The sequence below is a fragment of the Caloramator australicus RC3 genome (assembly GCF_000297115.1).
GTDB lineage: Bacteria > Bacillota > Clostridia > Clostridiales > Caloramatoraceae > Caloramator > Caloramator australicus.
Map to the genome: position 1 here is coordinate 94,624 of NZ_CAKP01000138.1, position 21,304 is coordinate 115,927.

Genomic DNA, 21,304 nt, shown 5'->3' on the forward strand with positions numbered 1-21,304 from the left:
TATCCCTCCTAAATCCTTTCTTTAATTACTTCATAAATATCGCTTAAAACTATTTCTTCTTCCTGTCCAGTTTCCATTTCCTTTAATTTAGCCCTATTGTTTTCTATCTCCTCATCTCCAAGAACAATTACATATTTTGCACCGATTTTGTTAGCATATTTCATCTGAGCCTTTAAAGATTTATTCATAAGATCCCTTTCGCAGGAAATACCTTTATTTCTTAATCCATAAACTATCTTTGCAGCCTCATCCTTTGCCTTATCTCCTATCGATGCAACATAAAGACTTATTCCCTTTGGCTTTGGTATTTCAATCCCCTTGGATTCTAATGTTAATATGAGTCTTTCAAGACCAAGTCCAAAGCCAACAGCTGGCATGTCTGGTCCACCTATTTCTTTAATCAAATTATTATATCTTCCCCCACCGCATATCGTAAGATTTTCCTTTATGCTACTTGATATTATTTCAAAAACAGTTTGTGTATAGTAGTCAAGTCCCCTTACTATATGAGGATCTACTTCATAATGAATCCCAAGAAGTTCAAGCTCATGCTTTAATCCCTCAAAATGATTTTTGCAATTATCACATACATAGTCAGTAATTATCGGTGCTTCCTTTACAATTCTTTGGCATGTTTTTTCCTTGCAGTCAAGTATTCTCAAAGGATTTCTTTCATATCTATCCCTACATACATCGCAAAGCTCTTCTAAATTATCCTTAAGATAATTTTTTAACGCCTCGTTATAGTTCTTTCTGCACTCAGGACATCCTATATTGTTTATGTTTACCTTTAAATTATCTAGCCCAAGTCTTTTTAAGAAGGTCATAGCAAGGGAAATAACCTCAGCATCTGCAGATGGTGATGGTGAGCCGAACATTTCTATTCCAAATTGGTGGTGTTCCCTTAGCCTTCCTGCCTGAACGTTTTCATATCTAAAAACGGGTGTTATGTAATAAAGTTTAGTAGGTTGAGTATCAAATTGAAGGCCGTGCTCTATAAAAGCTCTAACGGCTGGTGCTGTTCCTTCTGGCTTTAAGGTTATACTTCTTCCAGCCTTATCGTTGAAGGTATACATTTCCTTTTGAACGATATCCGTAGTTTCCCCAACACCTCTTAATATTAGTTCTGTATGTTCAAAGGTTGGAGTTCTTATTTCAGAATATCCAAACTCAGCACAAATTTTTCTAACTTCACCTTCGATATAATGCCATTTATATGACTCCTTTGGCAATACATCCTTAGTCCCCTTTGGAGCTTGTGTTAGCATCTTTTAACCTCCTTTAAATTAAAATTTAAATAAATAAAAACCGCCCCTTAAAAAGGGACGGATAATTCCGCGGTGCCACCCTAATTGGCATAAAACCCACTTGACTTGATAACGCATCAGCGTCCCACCCTACTCATTTCAGGCGGAAGCTCCAGGGTGTCCTTCACCCTCCTTAACCGTGAAGATGCTCTCAATCGCGGCATCCCCTCCCTGTTCGGTGTTTGAAGGCTACTCCTCCCCTTCACAGCCTTTTAATATAAATTTTTTAATAATTATATTATCAATAAGTTTAACAAATGTCAATCAACATTTTTATTTTTTCATCTATTTGTTCATCTATTCTTAAGATATATTCTTTTACATCTTTAAGATTTGCAACCCTTTCTATCCTTCCTGATTCCCCATAAACAATTTTAGTTACAGCATCAGCACCTAAGGCTATAACAGTTGTAGATTCTGCTATCATTTGAATATTGTATATGCATTCCTTACCCCTAAAGCTATACCCCACATTCTCAAGGGGGCTAACCATATTCTTTTGCCTATACATATAATAGGGATGCATTCCTATGCTTTTAACATTATCTGTTGCAATATCATACATTCTGCTTGCTAAATCCTTATCCCCTTTAAACATCCTTTCATTTAAAAGACTTGCCCTTTTTACAGCCATAGTATGAATTGTAATGCTATCAGGCATTAAGACTAAAAGCTTTTCCATCGTCCTTTTAACGTGTTCCTCTTTTTCTCCTGGTAGTCCTATTATGATATCCATATTTATATTATTAAAGCCCACTTCCCTTGATAAATAAAATTTCTCAATTACATCCTCAACCGTATGCCTTCGTCCAATTAAATCTAGCGTTTCTTGATTCATGGTTTGAGGATTTATGCTGATCCTTGTAATTCCATTTTCCTTTAATATTATTAATTTTTCCCTATTTAAAGAATCAGGCCTTCCGGCCTCTACAGTAAATTCCCTTAATTTTTTAACGTTGATAAGATCCTTAACCCATGAAAAAAGCTCGTCTAACTCTTTTTCATTTAAAGAAGTTGGTGTCCCCCCACCAACATAAAGGGTATCAATTGTAATACCCCTATCCTTTAAAAAATTTATAACCGAATAGATTTCCTTTTTTAATGCAATTAAATAATCCTTAACAAGGTTATTTCCTTTATAGGGATTTGAAGTAAAAGAGCAATAGGCACACCTTGTTGGACAAAAGGGAATGCCTATATAAAGGGCAACTGAATTTTTAGGCTGATCTAAGAACGGCGCCTCATTTTTAGCAACTTCCAGTAATAAATTTATCTTTCCCTTAGAAACTAAATATTTTTCTTTTAAAATTTCTCTTATATTTTCTTCATTAAGGCCCCTTTTAAAGGCATCATGAACTATTTTGGTAGGCCTTATACCAACAAGTATTCCCCATGGCATTTTAACTCCGGTTTCATTTTGCAAAAGCTTTAAAAGGGTATACTTTATTGCATTTTTTATTTCTTTTTCATCATAAGAATTCAAATTAAACGATTCAAAAATTCCATTTAAACTAGCTGTAACCTTGTTGTTGTCCCTGTCATAAATAATTTCGAGCTCATATCCCTCATCCATAAACTTTATTTCATCCTTAGGATAAAACAAAGATGCTATTTGGTAAACTTCATATCTATAATCATGTCCTTTTAATCCAATCTTCACAATACTCTCCCCTATATATCCTTTTGCGTTCTATCCTTTAAGAGCTTAACCTCCTCCAAACTAATATTAAGCTCCCTTGCAATTTCGCTGTCCTTAAGTCCACTACTTATAATGTCCATATAAGTATCATAGTCCAAATCGTTTAACGGATTTTCATAGTCAAAGGATCTAGACTTATATTTCCTTTTTTTCATAAAAAATCCCCCTTTTGGCATACTTCATATTTTAGTATGCCCTAAGAATGGTTATTCATTCAAAAAGGGGTTAAACTTCTTTTCTTTTTCAATTGTAGTAGATGGACCATGTCCAGGAAAAACCTTTGTTTCATCATTTAATATTAATAGTTTGTTTTTTATTGAATTTATCAAAGTTTCAAAGGATCCCTTAGGGAAATCCGTTCTGCCTATTGAACCCTGAAAAAGCGTATCTCCTGATAATAGTATATTCCCTATCTTAAAGCACAAGCCTCCCGGAGTATGTCCAGGCGTCTCAATAACTTCAATTTTTAAATTGCCAACGTCAATTATATCCCCTTCCCTTAAATATCCATCGGGTAGGAAGGGTTTAATATTTCTAAAAATAGGAATTAGCTCCTGAGTCCCACCATTTACTAAATACTCATCCTCTTTACCCATTAAAACTTTAGCACCGCTTTTTGTTTTAATCCTTTCAACTCCAGCAATATGGTCCCCATGACCGTGGGTCAATAAAATATATTTAATTTTTAAACCTAATTCCTCACATCTTTTTAAAACTTTATCAGGAGTTCCACCCGGATCAACTATTGCACATTCTTTGGTCTTTTCATCTCCGATTAAGTAACAATTAGTCTGAAAATAGCCTAATTGGAACGCCTCAAAAATCATAATCTCACCTCAAAAGTTTTTCTTACTGTCCAAAAGCAATGTAACAGGCCCATCGTTTACAAGCTCAACATCCATATAAGCTTGGAACTTTCCTGTTTGAACATTTTCGACATATTTTTTGCATTCTTCAACAAATTCGTTATAAATCTTTTCCGCATGCTCAGGTTTTGCAGCCATCATATAATTAGGTCTTCTTCCCTTTCTGCAGTCTCCGTATAAAGTAAATTGTGAAACCACCAAAAGAGAACCCTTAACATCTATAAGGGATAAATTCATTTTTCCATCTTCATCGTCAAAAATTCTTAAATTGCATATTTTATCTGCTAAATATTTTATATCATCAGTATTGTCGCTATCCTCAACACCAAGTAATACCAATATACCATTATCTATTTTCCCAGTAAGCTCCCCATCAGCTACAACCTGTGCCCTTTTTACCCTTTGAACAACAGCCCTCATATTCTCACTCCTAACTTAGATTCCTATAGACATCAATAATTCCATTTAATTTTCTAAGATCCTTAATTAATTTTTCTATTTGTTCAACACTTGTAACTTCAATCGTTAAGTTTATTAGAGCCAAATGATTTCTTGTTGTTCTTGCATTTATAGCTTTAACTGAAAGCTTTGAATTAGTTAAAGTTGTTGAAATATCAGCAATAAGTCCATGTCTATCATTAGCTTCAATTGAAATTTCAGCAAGGAATTTTGCATTATGCTCACCTGTCCAGCTTGCATCAATAACTCTATCCGGTTCTGCTTCTGCAAGATGCTTGAAGTTGCTACAATCTTTTCTATGGATGGATACGCCTCTCCCTCTTGTTATAAAACCAATTATCTCATCGCCCGGAATTGGATTACAGCATTTTGCAAACCTAACAAATAAATCCTTTTCTCCTTCTATTATAACTCCAGGTTTTTTGATTTCTCCCTTTCTTGGCTTTTTTTCCACCTTATCTTCAGAAATTATTTCCTTTTGTGGCAATATTTCCTCCTTTTTAATCTCTTCCTTTAGCTTGCTTATAACCTGATGGGCAGTCAAAGCACCGCTTCCTATTGCTGAATAAAGATCCTCAATATTAGAAAAATTAAATTTTCTTATAACTGGTTCAATATACTCTGTCTTCAATGCCTCATTTAAATTTAAGCCCTGCCTTTTTATTTCCTTTTCAAAGGTTTCCCTTCCCTTTTCTATATTTTCCTCTTTAAAGGTCCTTTTAAACCATTGCCTTATTTTATTTTTAGCCTGTGAGCTTTTTGCAATATTAAGCCAATCTCTGCTTGGCCCCTTAGAGTTGGCGGATGTTATTATTTCAACTATATCCCCTGTCTTTAGTTTATAATCAAGGGGAACCATCCTTCCATTTACCTTTGCTCCAACGCATTTGTTTCCAACATCGGTATGAATCCTATAGGCAAAGTCTATAGGCGTAGAATCGACAGGAAGATCAATAACAGCACCCTTTGGAGTAAATACAAAGACTTCATCAGAGAAAAGATCTATTTTAACAGTTTCCATGAACTCCGTTGCATCCTTTGCTTCCTTTTGAAGCTCAAGGATTTGTCTTAACCAATGAAGTTTTTCATCTATATCCAGCTCTTTATTGTTAATCCCTTCTTTGTATTTCCAATGGGCAGCAATACCGTATTCAGCAGTCCTATGCATCTCCCATGTTCTTATCTGAATTTCAAAGGGCTGTCCATTAGGCCCAATTACAGTAGAATGAAGGGATTGATACATATTAGGCTTTGGCATCGCTATATAATCCTTAAATCTTCCAGGAATAGGTTTCCACAAAGTATGAACAATGCCAAGGGCTGCATAGCAGTCCTTAACCGTATCGACGATTACCCTTACAGCCAAAAGGTCAAATATTTGGTCAAAGGTTTTGTTTTTATAGTGCATTTTTCTATAAATACTGTAAAAGTGTTTTGGTCTTCCATCTATATCTGCTTTAATCCCTGCCTGTTCTAATTTTTCCTGAAGTATATTTTTAATTTCATTTATCTCCTTTTCCCTTTCAGCCCTTTTCTTTTGAACTTTAGAAACTAACTCATAATATTCATCTGGATGCAGGTATCTTAATGATAAATCCTCAAGTTCCCACTTAATTTTAGAAATACCGAGTCTATGGGCTAACGGTGCATAGATATCCAATGTCTCCTCAGCCTTAGCCTTTTGCTTTTCAGGTGGAAGATATTTTAAGGTCCTCATATTATGGAGCCTATCTGCAAGCTTTATTAAAATTACTCTAATATCCTTTGCCATTGCAATCAAAACTTTTCTTATATTCTCAGCCTGCTGTTCTTCCTTTGATTTATATTCTATTTTCCCAAGTTTTGTTACACCATCCACAAGATCCGCAATACTTTCATTAAATTCCCTTTTTACGTCCTCATAGCTCAAATGGGTGTCTTCAACAACATCGTGTAAGAGGGCAGCACAAATGGCGTCAGTATCAAGACCCATTTCAACAAGAATAATCGCAACTTCAACAGGATGAAGTATATATGGATCCCCTGACTCCCTTAATTGGCCTTCATGAGCCTTTTCCGCCACATTATATGCCTTTTTAATCATTTCAATATCAACGTCTAAATTATTCTCCTTAATCTTTTCTAATAACCTTTGTAGCATAATTAGCCCTCTTCCCCATTGTAAAATTTATGGCTGGTCAAAAACCAGCCATGTTTTTAATATATTATATATTAATCTTCATCATTTTGCAAATTTTTTCGACATTTTAAAATTCATATTGAACTAATGAAAATACATCATATCCTTCAAGCTTTTCCCTTCCATTAAGGCCAGTAAGTTCAACAACAAATCCCATAGAAGCAACAACCCCACCAAGCTCCTCTACAAGCTTTGCAACAGCTGAAATTGTTCCTCCAGTTGCAAGAAGGTCATCCACTATTAGAACCCTTTGTCCTGGCTCTATAGCATCCTTATGAATTTCTAATGCATCATTGCCATATTCTAATGAATATTCATATTTTAAAGTATCAGCTGGAAGCTTTCCAGGCTTTCTTACTGGAACAAAACCAACGCCTAAAGCATAGGCAACAGGTGCCCCAAGAACAAATCCCCTTGCTTCAGGACCAACAACCAAATCGATTTCCTTATCCTTAACTATTTCAACTATTTTATCTATAACATCCTTAAATGCCTCTCCATCCTTAAGAACAGTAGTAATATCCTTAAAGCTTATTCCCTTCTTTGGAAAATCCTCTATTATTCTTATTTTTTCCTTTAAATCCATTTTTATACCTCCCTGATTTTATTTTCTAACAAATTGATTATTTTATTAAAATTATCTTCCAAATCATCAGCAATTGTCAAAATTTCTGTGCTGTTAGGAAGAATTTTTATCTTATCATCCTTTGTAAATATTCTAATTGCTCCTATTTTTTTTAAATAAACTATCATCCTGTATAGCAAAAATATATTTATATCAAATTTACATGCTATATCATCTAAACTACCAACAACTTCATTATACATCAAATCTTCAAGAAACTTAATAGCCTTTTTATCGTCAAATGTTATCATGTTTTTAAGATTTTTTAATCTACTAATAAACTCTTCATTTAAAAAATGATAAACCGTAACGTCTAAGCTATCTAAATACAAATAATCATCTACATTTATTAGATAATCATAGATAAGAACCTCATTATTTTTAAAATCAATTTCCTTAATTTTAGGTAAGAGAATAAATTGCGATTCAAGTCCAAAATTTTTGTAAAGGTTAAAATCCATCACCTGTCTAAATTTATCAACCTCTTCTATCGAATTATAATCGTTTAACAATATAATTCCTCTTTTAAAATAAACAAACTCCTTTAAAAAATTCAGATCATAGTTTAAATAATTTATATTTTTTGTTTCAATAAAAGGAAAGTCGCTAAAATTTAGGACTTCTTTAATATTTCTAAAATAATTTTCCTTAAGCTTACTTCCACTATAATCCATAGAAGGTTTAATATCTTTTATATTAAGCTGAACATTTCTTGTATTATTCCATTCGTTTATATTCAAATTAAAGGCCACATCGATATATTCCCAGTCTCTATCCATAAATTCCACGTTATTTATAAAATCAACACAATCCAATGTTTTGGAATCTTTTTCAATGAGCATTTTAATATACTGTCCTTGATTGCCTATCCTTCTTTTAGATATTACCCTTGCATTCATAAGGCAAAATATCGGCTGATTATTGCCCATCCCAAAAGGCTCTAACATATTTAAAAGTTCACATGTTTCAATGTTCAAATCATCAGAATCAAGTTCTAAGTCTATATCTATTCTTTCTGCAAAGTATTCACAATCTATTTTTTTAGCAAGTTCATTGAGCCTTTTTCTAAAATCATCAAGCTTTGACTTTTCAATTGTAAGTCCTGCTGCAAGTTCATGTCCGCCGTATTTAACAAGAAGATCCTTACATTCTACTAAATTATCATAAAGATTAAATCCCCTTATACTTCTTCCTGAACCCCTTAGTGTTTCACCTTCTTCGTAAAACAATATAGTTGGTCTATTGAATCTTTCCACTATCCTCGAAGCAACAATTCCAATTACACCAACATGCCAGTTTGGTGATGATAAAACTATTACTCTGTCCTTTTTAAGATCTATCTCCCTTTGAATCTTTTCTATGCATTCATCTAATATCTCCTGTTCAATTTGCTGCCTTTTTTATTTTCCTGATCAAGGTATTTTGCAATCTGCATTGCCTTTTCATTATCGCTTGTAATAAAAAGCTCCACAGCAATTTTGGCATCGCTTAATCTTCCTGCAGCATTTAGCCTTGGTGCGATTTGAAAGGCCACATTATAGGTTGAAATCTTGTCCTTAATTCCTGCAACCTGCTTTATTGCATTTATTCCAGCCTTATCGCTAGTTAGTATTTTTTCAAGACCATATTTTACAATAATTCTATTTTCATCTGTGATATCAACAATATCAGCTATTGTTCCAATAGCAACTAGATCTAAAAATTCCTCGTATCCCTGAAGATCATAAAACTTAAATAAAGCCTGAACAAGTTTAAATGCTACGCCACATCCAGCAAGCCCCTTAAAGGGGTATTGGCAGTCATGCCTTTTAGGATTTAATGCTATTGTATTTGGGATCCTTTCTTTACATTCATGATGGTCAGTAATTATTATATCCAATCCCTTTTCCTTTGCATATTCAACTTCTTCAATAGCGCTTATTCCACAGTCAACTGTTATAACAAGATCCACATCAAGGGAGCTTATATGGTCAATCGCTTCTCTATTAATACCATATCCTTCATTAACTCTGTCGGGAATATAAAAACTAACATCTACTCCTAATTTATTAAATGCCCTATAAAGAATTGCTGTGCTTGTGATGCCATCAACATCATAGTCCCCATAAATATATATCTTTTCCCTTTTCTTAATAGCTTCATCGATCCTATCTATTGCCCTGTCCATATCCTTTAAAAGAAAAGGATCATAAAGCAACCTAAGATCAGGATTCAAAAAAATGTCTGCCTTCTCCTTTGAATTTATACCTCTTGAAATAAGCAAACTATTTATAACTTTGTTTTCATGAACAATTAAATCAAAGTTTTTCTCTTTAACATCCCATCGTTTCATACCTTTCTCCTCGACAGACACAAAAAATTAGGAAACAAAGATATTATATATAAAGTAAAGGCATTTTGCAATAAAAAAGAGTTAGCAGAGCTAACTCTTTTTATCATACCCTTTGTCCTTGTCTTTTTTCAAATATCACCCACAATGGGCTGGCGATAAAGATTGAAGAATAAGCACCGCTAATGATACCTATGATCAGTGGTAATGCAAATTCCTTTATGGATGGAACTCCAAATATATAAATTGCTGTTATTGTAAATAAAGTCGTTAATGTAGTATTAATTGATCTTGCTAGTGTTTGAGTTATACTTGCATCTACCAAAGTTTCAAAGTCATGATATTTTCCAAGCTTTCTGTTTTCCCTTATTCTATCAAATACGACTATAGTATCGTTAATAGAATAACCTAATATAGTTAACATCGCTGCAATAAAGCTTGAGTTTACTGGAATTTGTAAAATTGTATAAACGGATATAGTAACTAACAAGTCATGAACTAATGCAATTATGGCTGCAAGCCCTGACCATAGTTCAAATCTAAATGATGTATAAATAAGGATACCTAAAGTAGCAAGCAATGTTGAAATTATTGCACTTCTTCTAAGTTCCTTACCTATAGATGGTCCTATAGTATCTATTGAACGAAGGGCATCATCTTTTAATCCATACTTTGCCTTAACATCATTAAATATTTGATTTACTTGTTCTGTTGTTATTTTATTACTTCTTATAGTAACTTCATATCCTTCTATTTCTCTAACATCGATTTGTGGGTCATATTTTTCAAGGGATTTTCTAAGTTCCACAACATCAAACTCTTTTCCAATCTTAATTGTAACAACAGTTCCTCCCTTAAAGTCGATACCAAGGTTTAATCCCTTAAATAGCCATGTTGCCATTCCTACGATAATTATAATCAATGATATTGTAAACCATATTTTGCTCTTTTCAACAATCTTAAACATTCTTTCCATTTTAATCCCTCCCCCTATGCTCCGTAGAATTTGCTGTTAGTAATCCATCCTGCATTTACAAAGGATTTAAGCAGGAATCTTGTTACAGTTATAGCTGTAAACATACTTGATAAAACACCTATAATTAGGGTGAGGGCAAAACCTTTAACTGCACCCGTTCCAATAAAGAACAGAACAAATCCAGCAATTAAAGTAGTTACATTTGAGTCTAAAATTGAAGTAAATGCCCTCCTAAATCCAGCGTCGATTGCTGTCCTTAAGGATTTACCTAATTTCAATTCTTCCTTAATTCTTTCAAATATAAGAACATTAGCGTCAACAGCCATACCTATTGAAAGTAAAAGCCCTGCAATACCAGGTAAAGTTAAAGTTGCTTTAATAACAACTGTAAACACCAATGCTGTTATAATCATATATACCATAAGGGCAAGGTCTGCAATAAGACCTGGAATTCTATAGTAAAGTAGCATAAATAACATGACTAAAGCAATACCAATTGTTGCAGCTTTTAAGCTTGTTGGGATAGCCTCTGCTCCAAGGGCTGGTCCAATAGCTCTTATAGTTGCAGGATTCAACTTTACAGGAAGAGCACCAGATTTTATAATCCCTGCAAGCCTTTTAGCTTCTTCAACATTTTTGCTTCCAGTGATAATTGCTTCACCATCTGGAATAACTGATTGAACAGTTGGCGCTGAAACTAAATCCTCATCCATATAAATTGCAATCTGCTTTCCTAAGTATTTTTGAGTTGCTTCAGCAAACTTCTTTGCTCCCTCTTGATTGAGCTTCAATTGAACTACAGGTGCATTTGTCCTTTGATCTACTCCTACAGTAGCATCCTTTACATCTTTTCCAGTTATTATTTCATCATTATTAGGACCTACAAATCTTAATCTTCCTGTTTTCCCAATTTGCTCAAGGGCAGCCTTAGGATCATAAATTCCTGGTATCTCAACCCTTATTCTATTACTGCCTGTTATAGCTACAATAGGCTCACTAACGCCTAATGAATTAACTCTAAGTTCAATTAAATCCCTTGTTCTTTCAATTGTATCTTTACTTACATTCTGATCAACTATTTCCTCCTCAACATAAACTCCACCCTTTAAATCAAGTCCAAGTTTAACTATTTTGCTGAGCGGCTTTACTTGATAATCCCCTAATGTTAGACCATTCACTAATACATAAGAAAGAAACAAAATTAATAAAGTAGTAACGATAAAATAAATCCTACCTCTGGTTTTCATATTAATCCCCCTTCATTACTATGTCTTTTGCATAAGGACAAATGCCTCTAAAAAAGCAAACTACTTAATATAATTCTACATAAAAGACAAAATTCCTTCTAAATTTTAATTTTCTTCTTCAAAAACTTTTACAGCGATTGCACATTCAATTCTTTTCTTCATCATTTCACATGCTAAATCATAAGGTTCATGTATATTTCCGTTGAAGGAGTAGTTGTTTGCCTGGCATCCACCGCTACAGTAAAACCTTGCCCAGCAATCCATGCATTTTGGTTTATTGTATATATGGGCATTTTTAAATTCATTGGAAAGTTTCTCATCTATCCTTCCATCAAATACATTGCCAAGCTTAAATTCTTCCTTTCCAACAAACTGATGGCAGGGATAAATGTCACCTTCTGGAGTCACTGCAACATATTCATAACCAGCGCCACATCCCGATACCCTCTTATAAACGCATGGTCCTCCGTTTATGTCTATATTGAAGTGGTAAAATTTAAAACCTTTGCCTGCCTTTTTTCTTTCTATAAGTTCCTTTGCAATCTTCTCATATTGTTCAAATATAACAGGAAGATCCTCTTTTTTAATTGCAAGAGGATTCTCATCCTCTAAAACAACAGGTTCAATAGAAATCTCATTAAATCCCTGATCTGCTAAAAACACAACATCATTGTAAAAATCGATATTTTCATGGGTAAATGTTCCCCTCACATAGTATTGCTTATTTTTGTCTCTTTTTTCTACCATTTTCTTTATTTTAGGAAGTATAGTATCAAATGTTCCAGAACCATCGTATCTGATTCTTATATTGTCATTTACTTCCCTTCTGCCATCTATGCTCAAAATAACGTTTCCCATGTTTTTATCTATATACTCCATAATTTCATCGTTTAAAAGAGTAGCGTTTGTTGTTATAGTAAATCTTATATTTTTATTATGAATTTTTTCCTGCTCCTTTGCATACTCTATTATTTCTTTTACTGCATCAAAATTCATTAAAGGTTCTCCACCAAACAGGTCAATTTCAATATTGTGCCTGTATCCCGAATTTTTTATAACAAAATCAATAGCTTTTTTACCAACCTCTGCACTCATAAGGCTTCTTTTCCCCTCATAGCTTCCCTCCGATGCAAAGCAGTATTTACATTTTAGATTGCAGTCGTGAGCAACGTTGAGGCACATAGCCTTAATGTATGAAGGGCTCTTATCATTTAAAACTATTTCTTTGTAAAAGTCTTCAGTAAACAGCATGTTTTCCTTAACTAAATATTCAATTTCTTCAAGGGCCTCTAAAATGGACTCCTTTGAATGCTTGTCCAATAATATTTCAACGATTTCCTCCTTGCTTTTTGTTTCATAATAGTCTAAACAGTCATAAACTACATCATCAACTACGTGAATTGCTCCACTATTTACATCTATTACTATGTTTTTATCAAACATTTTATATTTATGAATCTTCAATTTGGTTACCTCCTTCTAAATTTAAAAGCAGTAACCTTAAAGTTACTGCCTGATTAATTATGTTCACATGGTAAATTAGCAACTGTAGCTGAAGTTTTGCAAGCTGATTGACATGAATTTGCGCATTCTTTACAACCTGGTTTTGTTAAACTTGCCTTCAATGTTCCAACGTTTATTGTTTTAACATGCTTCATATTAACTCCTCCTTCTAATTACTCAAAATTTACATATTTCCAAGGATAAGTCTACCATGTTAATTATACCAGCCTTGTAATGCAAGTTCAAGTATTAATCATTACCTTTTAAAACCATCCCAATCATCCCAGATAAAGCTCCAATAATAATTGAAGCTATAAAAATAACAATATAAGTTCTTATATTTACTGCACCCTTATCAGACAATAACGCAGCTAAAAACATTATTATAGAGTAAATCAATGCAATCAAAGCTCCGTGAAGATAACCTTTTTTGCCTATTTTTAATACACCATATATTGCTGCATAGCAAATAGCAATTATATTAATTATCCATGTTATTGTCCTAAAATAGGATTCATCAATCTGCGCAAAATATGCAATAGCCGTTACTACAAAAATCAAAATTAGCGTTAGAATTATTCCCCTTAGAATAGCTTTTGCATAAATCGAAACAAGCTTTGATTCCTTTTGATTGTCAGTTTTTGACATAAACCCACCCCCTAATAAATATTATGTGGTGGGCTTAGCTTTTATTCATTCGTATAGCCATATTTTCTAAAGAACTCTTCTTTAAAATCTAAAAGGCTATCCTCCATTATTGCCCTTCTGACATCCTCCATAAGCTTTAAAAGGAATCTTAAATTATGAATCGTCGCAAGTCTTGCTGCAAGTATTTCCTTGGCTTTAAAAAGGTGCCTTATATATGCCCTTGAATAATTTTTACATGCATAGCAATCGCATTCATCATCTAAAGGCCTAAAATCCTCTGCATATTCAGCATTTCTTACAACTAATTTCCCTTTGCTCGTAAATACTGTTCCATTTCTTGCTATTCTTGTTGGGAGGACGCAGTCAAACATGTCTATTCCTCTTATTACTCCTTCCAATAGGGCATCTGGACTTCCAACCCCCATTAAATATCTTGGTTTATTTTCAGGAAGGAAAGGAACTGTCCAATCAAGGACCTGATACATAATCTCCTTTGGTTCGCCAATGCTTAAACCTCCAACAGCATATCCCGGAAAATCCATTTTAACTGTTTGTCTTGCACTTTCTTGTCTTAAGTCTTTGAACATACCCCCCTGAACTATTCCAAAAAGAGCCTGCTTATCTGGTTTCTGGTGGGCTTTTAGGCACCTTTCTGCCCATCTTAGTGTCCTTTCCATTGAATTTTTTGTGTAATCATAATCTGCCTCATAGGGTGTGCACTCGTCAAAGGCCATAATGATATCAGCACCCAGTGCATTTTCTATTTGGATTGCCTTTTCTGGCGATATAAAATGTTTTGAACCATCTATATGGGATTTAAAGGTTACTCCTTCCTCCGTTATATTCCTTAAATCACTAAGGCTGAAGACCTGGAATCCACCACTATCAGTTAAAATTGCTCTATCCCAATTCATAAACTTATGGAGTCCACCGGCCTTTTCAACAAGCTTTTCTCCAGGTCTTAAATATAAATGATATGTATTGCTCAGAATAATCTGGGCCCCTATTTCTTTTAGCTCCTCTGGAGTCATAGCCTTAACCGTTGCCTGCGTTCCAACGGGCATAAATATTGGAGTATCTATAACTCCATGCGGAGTATATAGCTTACCTAGTCTTGCGCCTGATTGTTTGCATGTCTTAATAAGTTCAAATCTTATAGCCGACATAACTTACCTCCTATTTTATAAACATTGCATCTCCAAAGCTAAAAAATCTATACCTTTCCTTTACTGCAATATTATATGCCCTCATTATATTTTCTTTACCTGCAAAGGCACTTACGAGCATAATCAAGGTGGATTCTGGAAGATGGAAATTGGTTATAAGCCCATCTAATATTTTAAACCTATATCCAGGATAAATGAATATATCCGTCCATCCGGATGAAGCCTTTACAAACCCATCTTCATCTGCAATAGTCTCAAGGGTTCTGCAGGATGTTGTCCCAACTGCTATAACTCTTTTGCCATTTTTCTTGGTTTCATTTATTATCTTTGCGTTTTCCTCATCAAGATTATAAAATTCCGCATGCATCTTGTGTTCCTCGATATTTTCAACCTTAACAGGTCTAAAGGTTCCAAGACCCACATGCAAAGTCAAAAAGGCAATATTTATTCCCTTTTCCTTTATTCTTTCTAAAAGTTCCTCAGTAAAATGCAGCCCTGCCGTTGGTGCTGCAGCAGAACCTTCCACCTTTGAATAAACCGTCTGATATCTTTCCTTATCCTCAAGCTTTTCTTTTATATATGGCGGTAGGGGCATCTCACCTAATTTATCCAAAACTTCTTCAAAAACTCCATCATAGTGAAATTCAATAATTCTTCCTCCAAAGTCTGTGTTATCTAAAATCGTGCAGGAAAGTTCTCCATTGCCAAAAATAAATTTTGATCCAGTTTTAACCTTTTTCCCAGGCTTAACAAGGGCTTCCCACCTATCCCTATCCAATCTTTTAACAAGGACAAACTCCGCCCTTGCCATTGTGTCCTCCTTAACCCCAAAAAGCCTTGCAGGAATAACCCTGCTGTTATTTAAGACAAGGCAGTCTCCTGGGTTTAAAAAATCAATAATTTCTTTAAATATTTTGTGTTCAATCTCTCCCGTCCTCCTGTCAAGGACCATTAATCTTGATTCATCCCTTTTTTCTAAGGGTTTTTGTGCAATTAACTCCTCTGGAAGATGAAAGTAAAATTCCTTAACCTTCAATGTCCAACCCTCCTAATTTTATTCCTAAGTGCTCATATGCAAGTCTTGTTGCAACTCTGCCGCGTGGTGTTCTGCTTAAAAATCCTATTTGCAAAAGATATGGTTCATAAACATCTTCTATGGTTTCTGCCTCCTCTCCTATAGAATAGGCAAGGGTATCAATACCTACAGGGCCACCGCCGAATTTAAAAATAATCGTCTCTAAAAGTTTTCTGTCAATATTATCAAGACCTAATTTATCAACATCTAAAAGATCTAAAGCGCTGCTTGCAATCTTAAAATCTATATATCCATCGCCTTTAACCTCAGCATAATCCCTTACTCTTTTTAATAGTCTGTTGGCAATTCTTGGTGTCCCCCTTGAGCGTTTTGCAATTTCAATAGCCCCAGCATCATCTATCTCAACGTTTAAGATGCTGGCAGATCTTTTTATTATAAGCTTTAATTCATCAACAGTATAAAGCTCAAGCCTTGTTACCACCCCAAATCTATCCCTTAAGGGGGATGTTAGCATACCTGCCCTTGTAGTTGCTCCTATTAATGTAAATTTGGGTAGATCTATTCTAATAGACCTTGCTGAAGGCCCTTTACCTATTATTATATCCAAACAAAAATCCTCCATAGCAGGATACAAAATTTCCTCAACGCTTCTGTTTAGCCTATGAATTTCATCGATGAACAAAACATCTTTATCCCCTAAATTCGTAAGAATTGCCGCAAGATCACCAGGTCTTTCAATAGCAGGGCCTGAAGTTATTCTAAGACCTGATCCCATCTCATTTGCTATTATACTTGCAAGGGTTGTCTTTCCAAGGCCAGGAAGTCCATAAAGTAGAACATGGTCAAGGGCTTCTCCTCTTTTTTTGGCAGCCTCAATAAAAATTTTAAGTCTTTCCTTAACCTTTTCTTGTCCTATATATTCCCTTAAGGTTTTAGGCCTTAGGCTTCCTTCATAATCTAAATCCTCTGGCTTTAAACTAGAACTTATAATCCTATCCTCCATAATCTCCTCCTACTTCATAAGGAATTTCAATGCACCCTTTATATAATCCTCAACCGAGCTTGCACCTTCAACTCTTTTTACCGCCTGAATTGCTTCCTGTTTAGTATATCCCAAAGTCAATAAAGCTGCAATAGCCTCTTTTGAGACATCCTTGTCTAAGAATTCCCTTTTATCCTCTTCCTTTTCATTTGCAAATTCATAATCTTTAAATTTATCCTTCAGTTCTAGTATTATCCTTTGGGCAAGTTTTTTACCTATTCCCTGGGCTTTGCTTAATGTCTTATCATCCTTTGTCACTACGGATAAAATAAAAGAAGATGGGGTAGTGCAAGATAAAATGGATAGCGCTGCCTTAGGCCCAACGCCCGAAACTCCCAAGAGCAATTTAAAAATATTTAAGGATTCTTTATCTAAGAATCCATATAATGATATATTGTCCTCTCTAACATAGTAATATGTGTAAACTAAGACATCCTTTTTATCCCTTAATGCATCAAGATCCCTTGATGGCATAAAAATCATATATCCTATACCGTTATTTTCAACCACAGCATAATCATCTAAAACAAGCGTAACAGTTCCTTTTATGTAAGCAAACACCTTATCACCTCATTTTATTCTAAACATATCGCCGAATTGATTTGAATGGGCATGGCATATTGCAATGGCAAGGGCATCAGCAACATCATCCGGTTTTGGAATTTCACTCAAATTAAGGAGCATTTTGACCATCTGCTGAACTTGTTTTTTATCTGCCCTTCCATAACCAACAACTGCCTGTTTTACCTGAAGGGGAGTATATTCAAATATATTAAGTTTATTTCTTTGAGCGCAAAGAACAGCAGCTCCCCTTGCCTGTCCTACAGTTATTGCCGTTTTAGCATTCATATTGAAAAAAAGCTCTTCAAAGGCAACTGCATCAGGTTTAAAAATATTTAGCAAGTCCTCTAATTTATTATAGATTATCTCAAGCCTTTCCGGCATGGTATTTTTAGGAGTTGTAAATATCGCTCCATAATCGATAACTTTAAACCTATTATTCTTATATTCTATAAATCCATAACCCACAATTGCAATTCCAGGGTCTATTCCTAAAATGAGCAAAACAATCACCTTCCTGTCTTTAATAATGATATTTTATAACAACAAAAAAGTCCATGCAAGTTTTTAGCATGGACTATGAGGTATATTCTTCTATAAGCTCATTGGCATCCTCTAAGGATTCATATACTTTTCCTTTTATGACTTCCTCCCTATCCGTATCAGGAAGGTCAGTTACTTTAAGTTCTGTAACTTTAACTAGTTTTAGCTCTCCATTCTCATCAACCTCAAAGATTGCTACAAAACCGTCCTTTTCCTTTACAACAAAGCAACCGCTGGGCCATTTGTCTTTAATATCCTTTACCAATAATACCCTTTCGTTGCTAAAATCAATAACCAAGTAACCTTTATTTTTAAAATATTCCTCTGCCTCCTCCTTCGTCATCCCGACTACTTCAGCTGTAGCCCCTTCAACAACATCTCTATTATACTCAACGCCCTTTACGTATCTTTCCCTATAGACTATTTCTGTATTTGGTCCTATTACGTTAAGTTCGGGAAGTTTTGCAGTATTTTCAGCTAATTCTTCATGGAGCAAATTTTCATTCTGCTGTGAAACCTTGTTCCTTTCCACATATCTTAAAGTCGTATAATAACCTGCAAAAAAACTGGTTACTAACGATAATAAAAGCGCAGCAGCAATGCCAATTGTTTTTTTCATAACTATCCTCCTCTCATGAGGATAGTATTACCATATTTTATAAATTTATTCATATTCCTTGTTTTTGTATCAGTTTTATTACTACAATTTCCGATCTACTTCCAATCCTTATAGGCGGTCCCCATGTTCCAAAACCCGATGTCACTATTAAGTTATATTCCCCTTTTGCATAATGACCATAATCATTTACAAACAACCTTTTTGTAAACAAGTTTATCGGAAAGAACTGTCCCTTATGTGTATGTCCTGAAACTTGAAGATCAACACCATAATGAATAGCCTCATCAATTTCCTTAGGCTGATGATCAAGCAAAATGATATATCTATTTTTGTCAACGGCTTTAAAAAACTCATCAATGCTTTTCCTTTTCCCACCAAATCTATTAAATACAGCATCTTCCCTTCCTATAATAGTTAAAAAATCCCCTATATCGACAACTTCATCCCTTAAAACCTTTATATTTCCTTTTTCAAGGCTTTTCTTAATCTCATCCGTGTTTTCCCTAAAATACTCATGATTTCCTAAACAAGCAAATATTCCATACTTTACTTTTAATTTCTTAAAAAGTTTATCCATTTCTAATCTATCAAAAATCTCATGATTTTCATCTATGATATCCCCTGCAAGCAAAACTATGTCTGGATTAATTTCGTTTACTTTGTTTATAAATATCTTCAGTCGTCTTTCATTTATTATGTTGCCTAAATGGAAGTCTGATGCTAAAACTATCTTTAACTCTTCCTTTGGAAGTTTTTTATCCGTTCTTATTTCATACTCTGATATTACAATATCCTTAGCATTCATATTGCCATAAATAAAAATTAATATTAAGACACAAGTTGAAACTAAAAGCCTTAAAATCATAAATTTAGGATTTATCCAAAATTCATTTAATCCAAATATCTTTGCTACAATTCCTATAATATCGTAAAATAATAATATAATTAGCGAATATACCAATATAGCCAGCCAATAATTTGATATAAGCTCAAAAATATAGAAAAACTTACCCCTAAACTTATTATCAAATATTCTTACCACAAATGTTGAAGAAGCTAAAATAACAAAAAATCCCCAATATAAAATTCCATTTGATATGCTTAAATAACTTAAGGCCTTGTATGCCCTCAACCCTATATAAAAATTAATCAATCCATAAATCCCTAAAAATAAAATAATAAAAATATAATTTATCACCTTCATACTATCCCCCCTTAGAATTTAATCAGCAATAGTTTCATAAAATATACTAAAAAGACATGGAGGATGCCATGAAAATACTTGTTGATGCCGATGCATGTCCCGTTAAGGATATAATAATCGATACAGCTAAAGAATACAATGTTGAAGTTATTATGTTTTCAGATACCAGCCATATTCTCAATTATGATAATTGTAGGATAATAATCGTAGACAAAGGCAGAGATTCTGTAGATTTTGCCTTAATAAATGAAGTATCTCCAAAGGACATAGTCATAACCCAGGATTATGGCGTAGCTGCAATGGCCCTTTCTAAAGAAGCCTATGCTTTAAATTACAACGGCCTAATTTTTAATAAGCATAACATAGACTCCCTTTTAATGCAAAGATATATAGCTTCAAAGGTTCGTAATGCAGGTGGAAAGATGGGGGGCATAAAAAAAAGAAACAAACAAAACGATCTACATTTTAAAAAAAGTCTTGAACTTTTAATTAAACAAATTAAAGGCCCCTAAAGGCCCTACTTTAAATTTGAAACTTCGATTGAATTTTTATTATTTATTTCCTTTGAAACCTCTAAAATATATTTTAAATCCTCACTATTAATCTTTTCATTGTATTTATCCAATTTATCCAATGTAATTGTTTTCACATGAAGTTTTCCCTTTTCATAAAACTTTAGTCTATATACAGGTATTAAATCCAAATCCTTTATATAAGTTCTTTTATCGTCTTTTTCTAAAGTAAGATTAACCATAAGGCCTATATCAGTATATTTGTCCTTTTGATTGGATATAAAATTTCCTAATGAATAAGTGAACTACCCCCACTTATAGAAGTGGTGGCTTCGTGGTCAAGGTAACTTCTGTTACCAGATTACCCACGCTCAAAGGGCTGTTCCTTCCCCATATATACCAATCACATGGCTAATTTTAGCAAATTCTTGCTTGCATTTATATCTCTATCATGAACTGCACCACACTTTGGACATTTCCATTCTCTCAATGCTAAATTCTTTACATCAGGATTTTTATATCCACATTCACTACATGTTTGACTTGATGCATAATTTTGTGGTGCTATTATTATTTCTCTGCCATACCATCTTGCTTTATATTCTAACATTCTTCTAAATTCTGCCCATGATACTTCTGTTATTGCTTTGGCTAATTTATGATCTTGTTGCATATTTTTTACCTGTAAATCTTCTAAAACTATCACTTGGTTTTCGTGTATAATTTTAGAAGATAATTTGTGAAGAAAATCTTTTCTTTGATTTGATATTTTTCGTATAATTT

24 protein-coding genes and 1 other annotated feature are annotated in these 21,304 nt (G+C 33.9%); of the genes, 1 reads left to right on the forward strand and 23 read right to left on the reverse strand.

Annotation, left to right across the window (positions count from 1 at the left end; genetic code table 11):
- Positions 1 to 8: 8 nt before the first annotated feature.
- The 21 genes from hisS to CAAU_RS13205 form a co-directional block, all read right to left on the reverse strand.
- The gene (hisS, locus tag CAAU_RS13110; RefSeq protein ID WP_008909920.1) at positions 9 to 1,268 is read right to left on the reverse strand and encodes a histidine--tRNA ligase; all 1,260 of its coding nucleotides are present in this window, start codon (positions 1,266 to 1,268) and stop codon (positions 9 to 11) included.
- A 50-nt stretch (positions 1,269 to 1,318) separates the two neighbouring features.
- Positions 1,319 to 1,522 (reverse strand) — a binding site (T-box leader).
- A gap of 35 nt (positions 1,523 to 1,557) precedes the next feature.
- Entirely contained in the window at positions 1,558 to 2,967 is a 1,410-nt protein-coding gene (hemZ, locus tag CAAU_RS13115; RefSeq protein ID WP_008909921.1) for a coproporphyrinogen dehydrogenase HemZ, read from the reverse strand.
- A gap of 11 nt (positions 2,968 to 2,978) precedes the next feature.
- Complete coding sequence (locus tag CAAU_RS13120; protein WP_008909922.1) at positions 2,979 to 3,161, reverse strand: hypothetical protein; 183 nt, start codon at positions 3,159 to 3,161, stop codon at positions 2,979 to 2,981.
- A gap of 51 nt (positions 3,162 to 3,212) precedes the next feature.
- Positions 3,213 to 3,833 carry an MBL fold metallo-hydrolase gene (locus tag CAAU_RS13125; protein ID WP_008909923.1) on the reverse strand — a complete coding sequence of 207 codons (621 nt, stop codon included), beginning with the start codon at positions 3,831 to 3,833 and terminating at the stop codon, positions 3,213 to 3,215.
- A 9-nt stretch (positions 3,834 to 3,842) separates the two neighbouring features.
- Entirely contained in the window at positions 3,843 to 4,292 is a 450-nt protein-coding gene (gene dtd, locus CAAU_RS13130; protein WP_008909924.1) for a D-aminoacyl-tRNA deacylase, read from the reverse strand.
- A 10-nt stretch (positions 4,293 to 4,302) separates the two neighbouring features.
- Complete coding sequence (locus CAAU_RS13135) at positions 4,303 to 6,471, reverse strand: RelA/SpoT family protein (RefSeq protein ID WP_008909925.1); 2,169 nt, start codon at positions 6,469 to 6,471, stop codon at positions 4,303 to 4,305.
- A gap of 106 nt (positions 6,472 to 6,577) precedes the next feature.
- A complete protein-coding gene (locus tag CAAU_RS13140; RefSeq protein WP_008909926.1) occupies positions 6,578 to 7,096 on the reverse strand; it encodes an adenine phosphoribosyltransferase in 519 nt (172 codons plus the stop codon).
- 2 nt (positions 7,097 to 7,098) lie between these two features.
- Positions 7,099 to 8,523, reverse strand: coding sequence for a DHHA1 domain-containing protein (locus CAAU_RS14050; RefSeq protein ID WP_083852907.1), 1,425 nt, complete (start codon positions 8,521 to 8,523; stop codon positions 7,099 to 7,101).
- On the reverse strand, positions 8,505 to 9,467 hold the full coding sequence (locus tag CAAU_RS14055) for a single-stranded-DNA-specific exonuclease RecJ (RefSeq protein WP_008909928.1): 963 nt from the start codon (positions 9,465 to 9,467) through the stop codon (positions 8,505 to 8,507). Before CAAU_RS14055 ends, CAAU_RS14050 begins: the two co-directional genes overlap by 19 nt.
- Before the next feature lie 103 nt (positions 9,468 to 9,570).
- Positions 9,571 to 10,431 (reverse strand): protein translocase subunit SecF, encoded by an 861-nt coding sequence (gene secF, locus CAAU_RS13150; protein ID WP_040306764.1) that lies wholly within the window; start codon positions 10,429 to 10,431, stop codon positions 9,571 to 9,573.
- Positions 10,432 to 10,454: 23 nt separating this feature from the next.
- Entirely contained in the window at positions 10,455 to 11,687 is a 1,233-nt protein-coding gene (gene secD / locus CAAU_RS13155; RefSeq protein ID WP_008909930.1) for a protein translocase subunit SecD, read from the reverse strand.
- Between the two features lie 105 nt (positions 11,688 to 11,792).
- Positions 11,793 to 13,151, reverse strand: a complete 1,359-nt coding sequence (scfB, locus tag CAAU_RS13160; RefSeq protein ID WP_008909931.1) for a thioether cross-link-forming SCIFF peptide maturase — start codon at positions 13,149 to 13,151, stop codon at positions 11,793 to 11,795.
- A 53-nt stretch (positions 13,152 to 13,204) separates the two neighbouring features.
- Positions 13,205 to 13,345 carry a six-cysteine ranthipeptide SCIFF gene (gene scfA, locus CAAU_RS13165; protein ID WP_008909932.1) on the reverse strand — a complete coding sequence of 47 codons (141 nt, stop codon included), beginning with the start codon at positions 13,343 to 13,345 and terminating at the stop codon, positions 13,205 to 13,207.
- 94 nt (positions 13,346 to 13,439) lie between these two features.
- Entirely contained in the window at positions 13,440 to 13,838 is a 399-nt protein-coding gene (locus CAAU_RS13170; RefSeq protein ID WP_008909933.1) for a TIGR04086 family membrane protein, read from the reverse strand.
- A gap of 41 nt (positions 13,839 to 13,879) precedes the next feature.
- Positions 13,880 to 15,004, reverse strand: coding sequence for a tRNA guanosine(34) transglycosylase Tgt (gene tgt, locus CAAU_RS13175; protein ID WP_008909934.1), 1,125 nt, complete (start codon positions 15,002 to 15,004; stop codon positions 13,880 to 13,882).
- Between the two features lie 10 nt (positions 15,005 to 15,014).
- Positions 15,015 to 16,040: a tRNA preQ1(34) S-adenosylmethionine ribosyltransferase-isomerase QueA gene (queA, locus tag CAAU_RS13180; protein ID WP_008909935.1), complete on the reverse strand. Its 1,026-nt coding sequence runs from the start codon at positions 16,038 to 16,040 to the stop codon at positions 15,015 to 15,017.
- Positions 16,030 to 17,043 (reverse strand): Holliday junction branch migration DNA helicase RuvB, encoded by a 1,014-nt coding sequence (gene ruvB, locus CAAU_RS13185; RefSeq protein WP_008909936.1) that lies wholly within the window; start codon positions 17,041 to 17,043, stop codon positions 16,030 to 16,032. Before ruvB ends, queA begins: the two co-directional genes overlap by 11 nt.
- 9 nt (positions 17,044 to 17,052) lie before the next feature.
- On the reverse strand, positions 17,053 to 17,643 hold the full coding sequence (gene ruvA / locus CAAU_RS13190; protein ID WP_008909937.1) for a Holliday junction branch migration protein RuvA: 591 nt from the start codon (positions 17,641 to 17,643) through the stop codon (positions 17,053 to 17,055).
- Between the two features lie 9 nt (positions 17,644 to 17,652).
- Positions 17,653 to 18,147, reverse strand: a complete 495-nt coding sequence (gene ruvC, locus CAAU_RS13195) for a crossover junction endodeoxyribonuclease RuvC (RefSeq protein ID WP_008909938.1) — start codon at positions 18,145 to 18,147, stop codon at positions 17,653 to 17,655.
- A 73-nt stretch (positions 18,148 to 18,220) separates the two neighbouring features.
- The gene (locus CAAU_RS13200) at positions 18,221 to 18,805 is read right to left on the reverse strand and encodes a hypothetical protein (RefSeq protein WP_008909939.1); all 585 of its coding nucleotides are present in this window, start codon (positions 18,803 to 18,805) and stop codon (positions 18,221 to 18,223) included.
- A 49-nt stretch (positions 18,806 to 18,854) separates the two neighbouring features.
- Positions 18,855 to 20,009, reverse strand: a complete 1,155-nt coding sequence (locus tag CAAU_RS13205; protein ID WP_008909940.1) for a metallophosphoesterase — start codon at positions 20,007 to 20,009, stop codon at positions 18,855 to 18,857.
- A gap of 68 nt (positions 20,010 to 20,077) precedes the next feature.
- Here CAAU_RS13205 and CAAU_RS13210 point away from each other — a divergent pair, with 68 nt between their 5' ends.
- Entirely contained in the window at positions 20,078 to 20,521 is a 444-nt protein-coding gene (locus CAAU_RS13210; RefSeq protein WP_008909941.1) for a YaiI/YqxD family protein, read from the forward strand.
- Positions 20,522 to 20,526: 5 nt separating this feature from the next.
- Here the strand turns inward: CAAU_RS13210 and CAAU_RS13215 are convergent, their stop codons facing one another.
- Together CAAU_RS13215 and CAAU_RS13220 are read right to left on the reverse strand one after the other, a co-directional pair.
- Positions 20,527 to 20,763 carry a hypothetical protein gene (locus CAAU_RS13215; RefSeq protein ID WP_008909942.1) on the reverse strand — a complete coding sequence of 79 codons (237 nt, stop codon included), beginning with the start codon at positions 20,761 to 20,763 and terminating at the stop codon, positions 20,527 to 20,529.
- A 161-nt stretch (positions 20,764 to 20,924) separates the two neighbouring features.
- Positions 20,925 to 21,304: RNA-guided endonuclease TnpB family protein (locus tag CAAU_RS13220; RefSeq protein WP_040306753.1), on the reverse strand; the 380-nt coding region annotated here is incomplete at its 5' end.

Coding starts and splice junctions, on each gene's coding strand:
- hisS (WP_008909920.1), bottom strand. CDS start 1,268: ATGCTAACACAAGCTCCAAAGGGGACTAAGGATGTATTGCCAAAGGAG.
- CAAU_RS13120 (WP_008909922.1), bottom strand. CDS start 3,161: ATGAAAAAAAGGAAATATAAGTCTAGATCCTTTGACTATGAAAATCCG.
- CAAU_RS13125 (WP_008909923.1), bottom strand. CDS start 3,833: ATGATTTTTGAGGCGTTCCAATTAGGCTATTTTCAGACTAATTGTTAC.
- dtd (WP_008909924.1), bottom strand. CDS start 4,292: ATGAGGGCTGTTGTTCAAAGGGTAAAAAGGGCACAGGTTGTAGCTGAT.
- CAAU_RS13135 (WP_008909925.1), bottom strand. CDS start 6,471: ATGCTACAAAGGTTATTAGAAAAGATTAAGGAGAATAATTTAGACGTT.
- CAAU_RS13140 (WP_008909926.1), bottom strand. CDS start 7,096: ATGGATTTAAAGGAAAAAATAAGAATAATAGAGGATTTTCCAAAGAAG.
- CAAU_RS14055 (WP_008909928.1), bottom strand. CDS start 9,467: ATGAAACGATGGGATGTTAAAGAGAAAAACTTTGATTTAATTGTTCAT.
- secF (WP_040306764.1), bottom strand. CDS start 10,431: ATGTTTAAGATTGTTGAAAAGAGCAAAATATGGTTTACAATATCATTG.
- secD (WP_008909930.1), bottom strand. CDS start 11,687: ATGAAAACCAGAGGTAGGATTTATTTTATCGTTACTACTTTATTAATT.
- scfA (WP_008909932.1), bottom strand. CDS start 13,345: ATGAAGCATGTTAAAACAATAAACGTTGGAACATTGAAGGCAAGTTTA.
- CAAU_RS13170 (WP_008909933.1), bottom strand. CDS start 13,838: ATGTCAAAAACTGACAATCAAAAGGAATCAAAGCTTGTTTCGATTTAT.
- tgt (WP_008909934.1), bottom strand. CDS start 15,004: ATGTCGGCTATAAGATTTGAACTTATTAAGACATGCAAACAATCAGGC.
- ruvB (WP_008909936.1), bottom strand. CDS start 17,043: ATGGAGGATAGGATTATAAGTTCTAGTTTAAAGCCAGAGGATTTAGAT.
- CAAU_RS13200 (WP_008909939.1), bottom strand. CDS start 18,805: ATGAAAAAAACAATTGGCATTGCTGCTGCGCTTTTATTATCGTTAGTA.
- CAAU_RS13205 (WP_008909940.1), bottom strand. CDS start 20,009: ATGAAGGTGATAAATTATATTTTTATTATTTTATTTTTAGGGATTTAT.
- CAAU_RS13210 (WP_008909941.1), top strand. CDS start 20,078: ATGAAAATACTTGTTGATGCCGATGCATGTCCCGTTAAGGATATAATA.
- CAAU_RS13215 (WP_008909942.1), bottom strand. CDS start 20,763: ATGGTTAATCTTACTTTAGAAAAAGACGATAAAAGAACTTATATAAAG.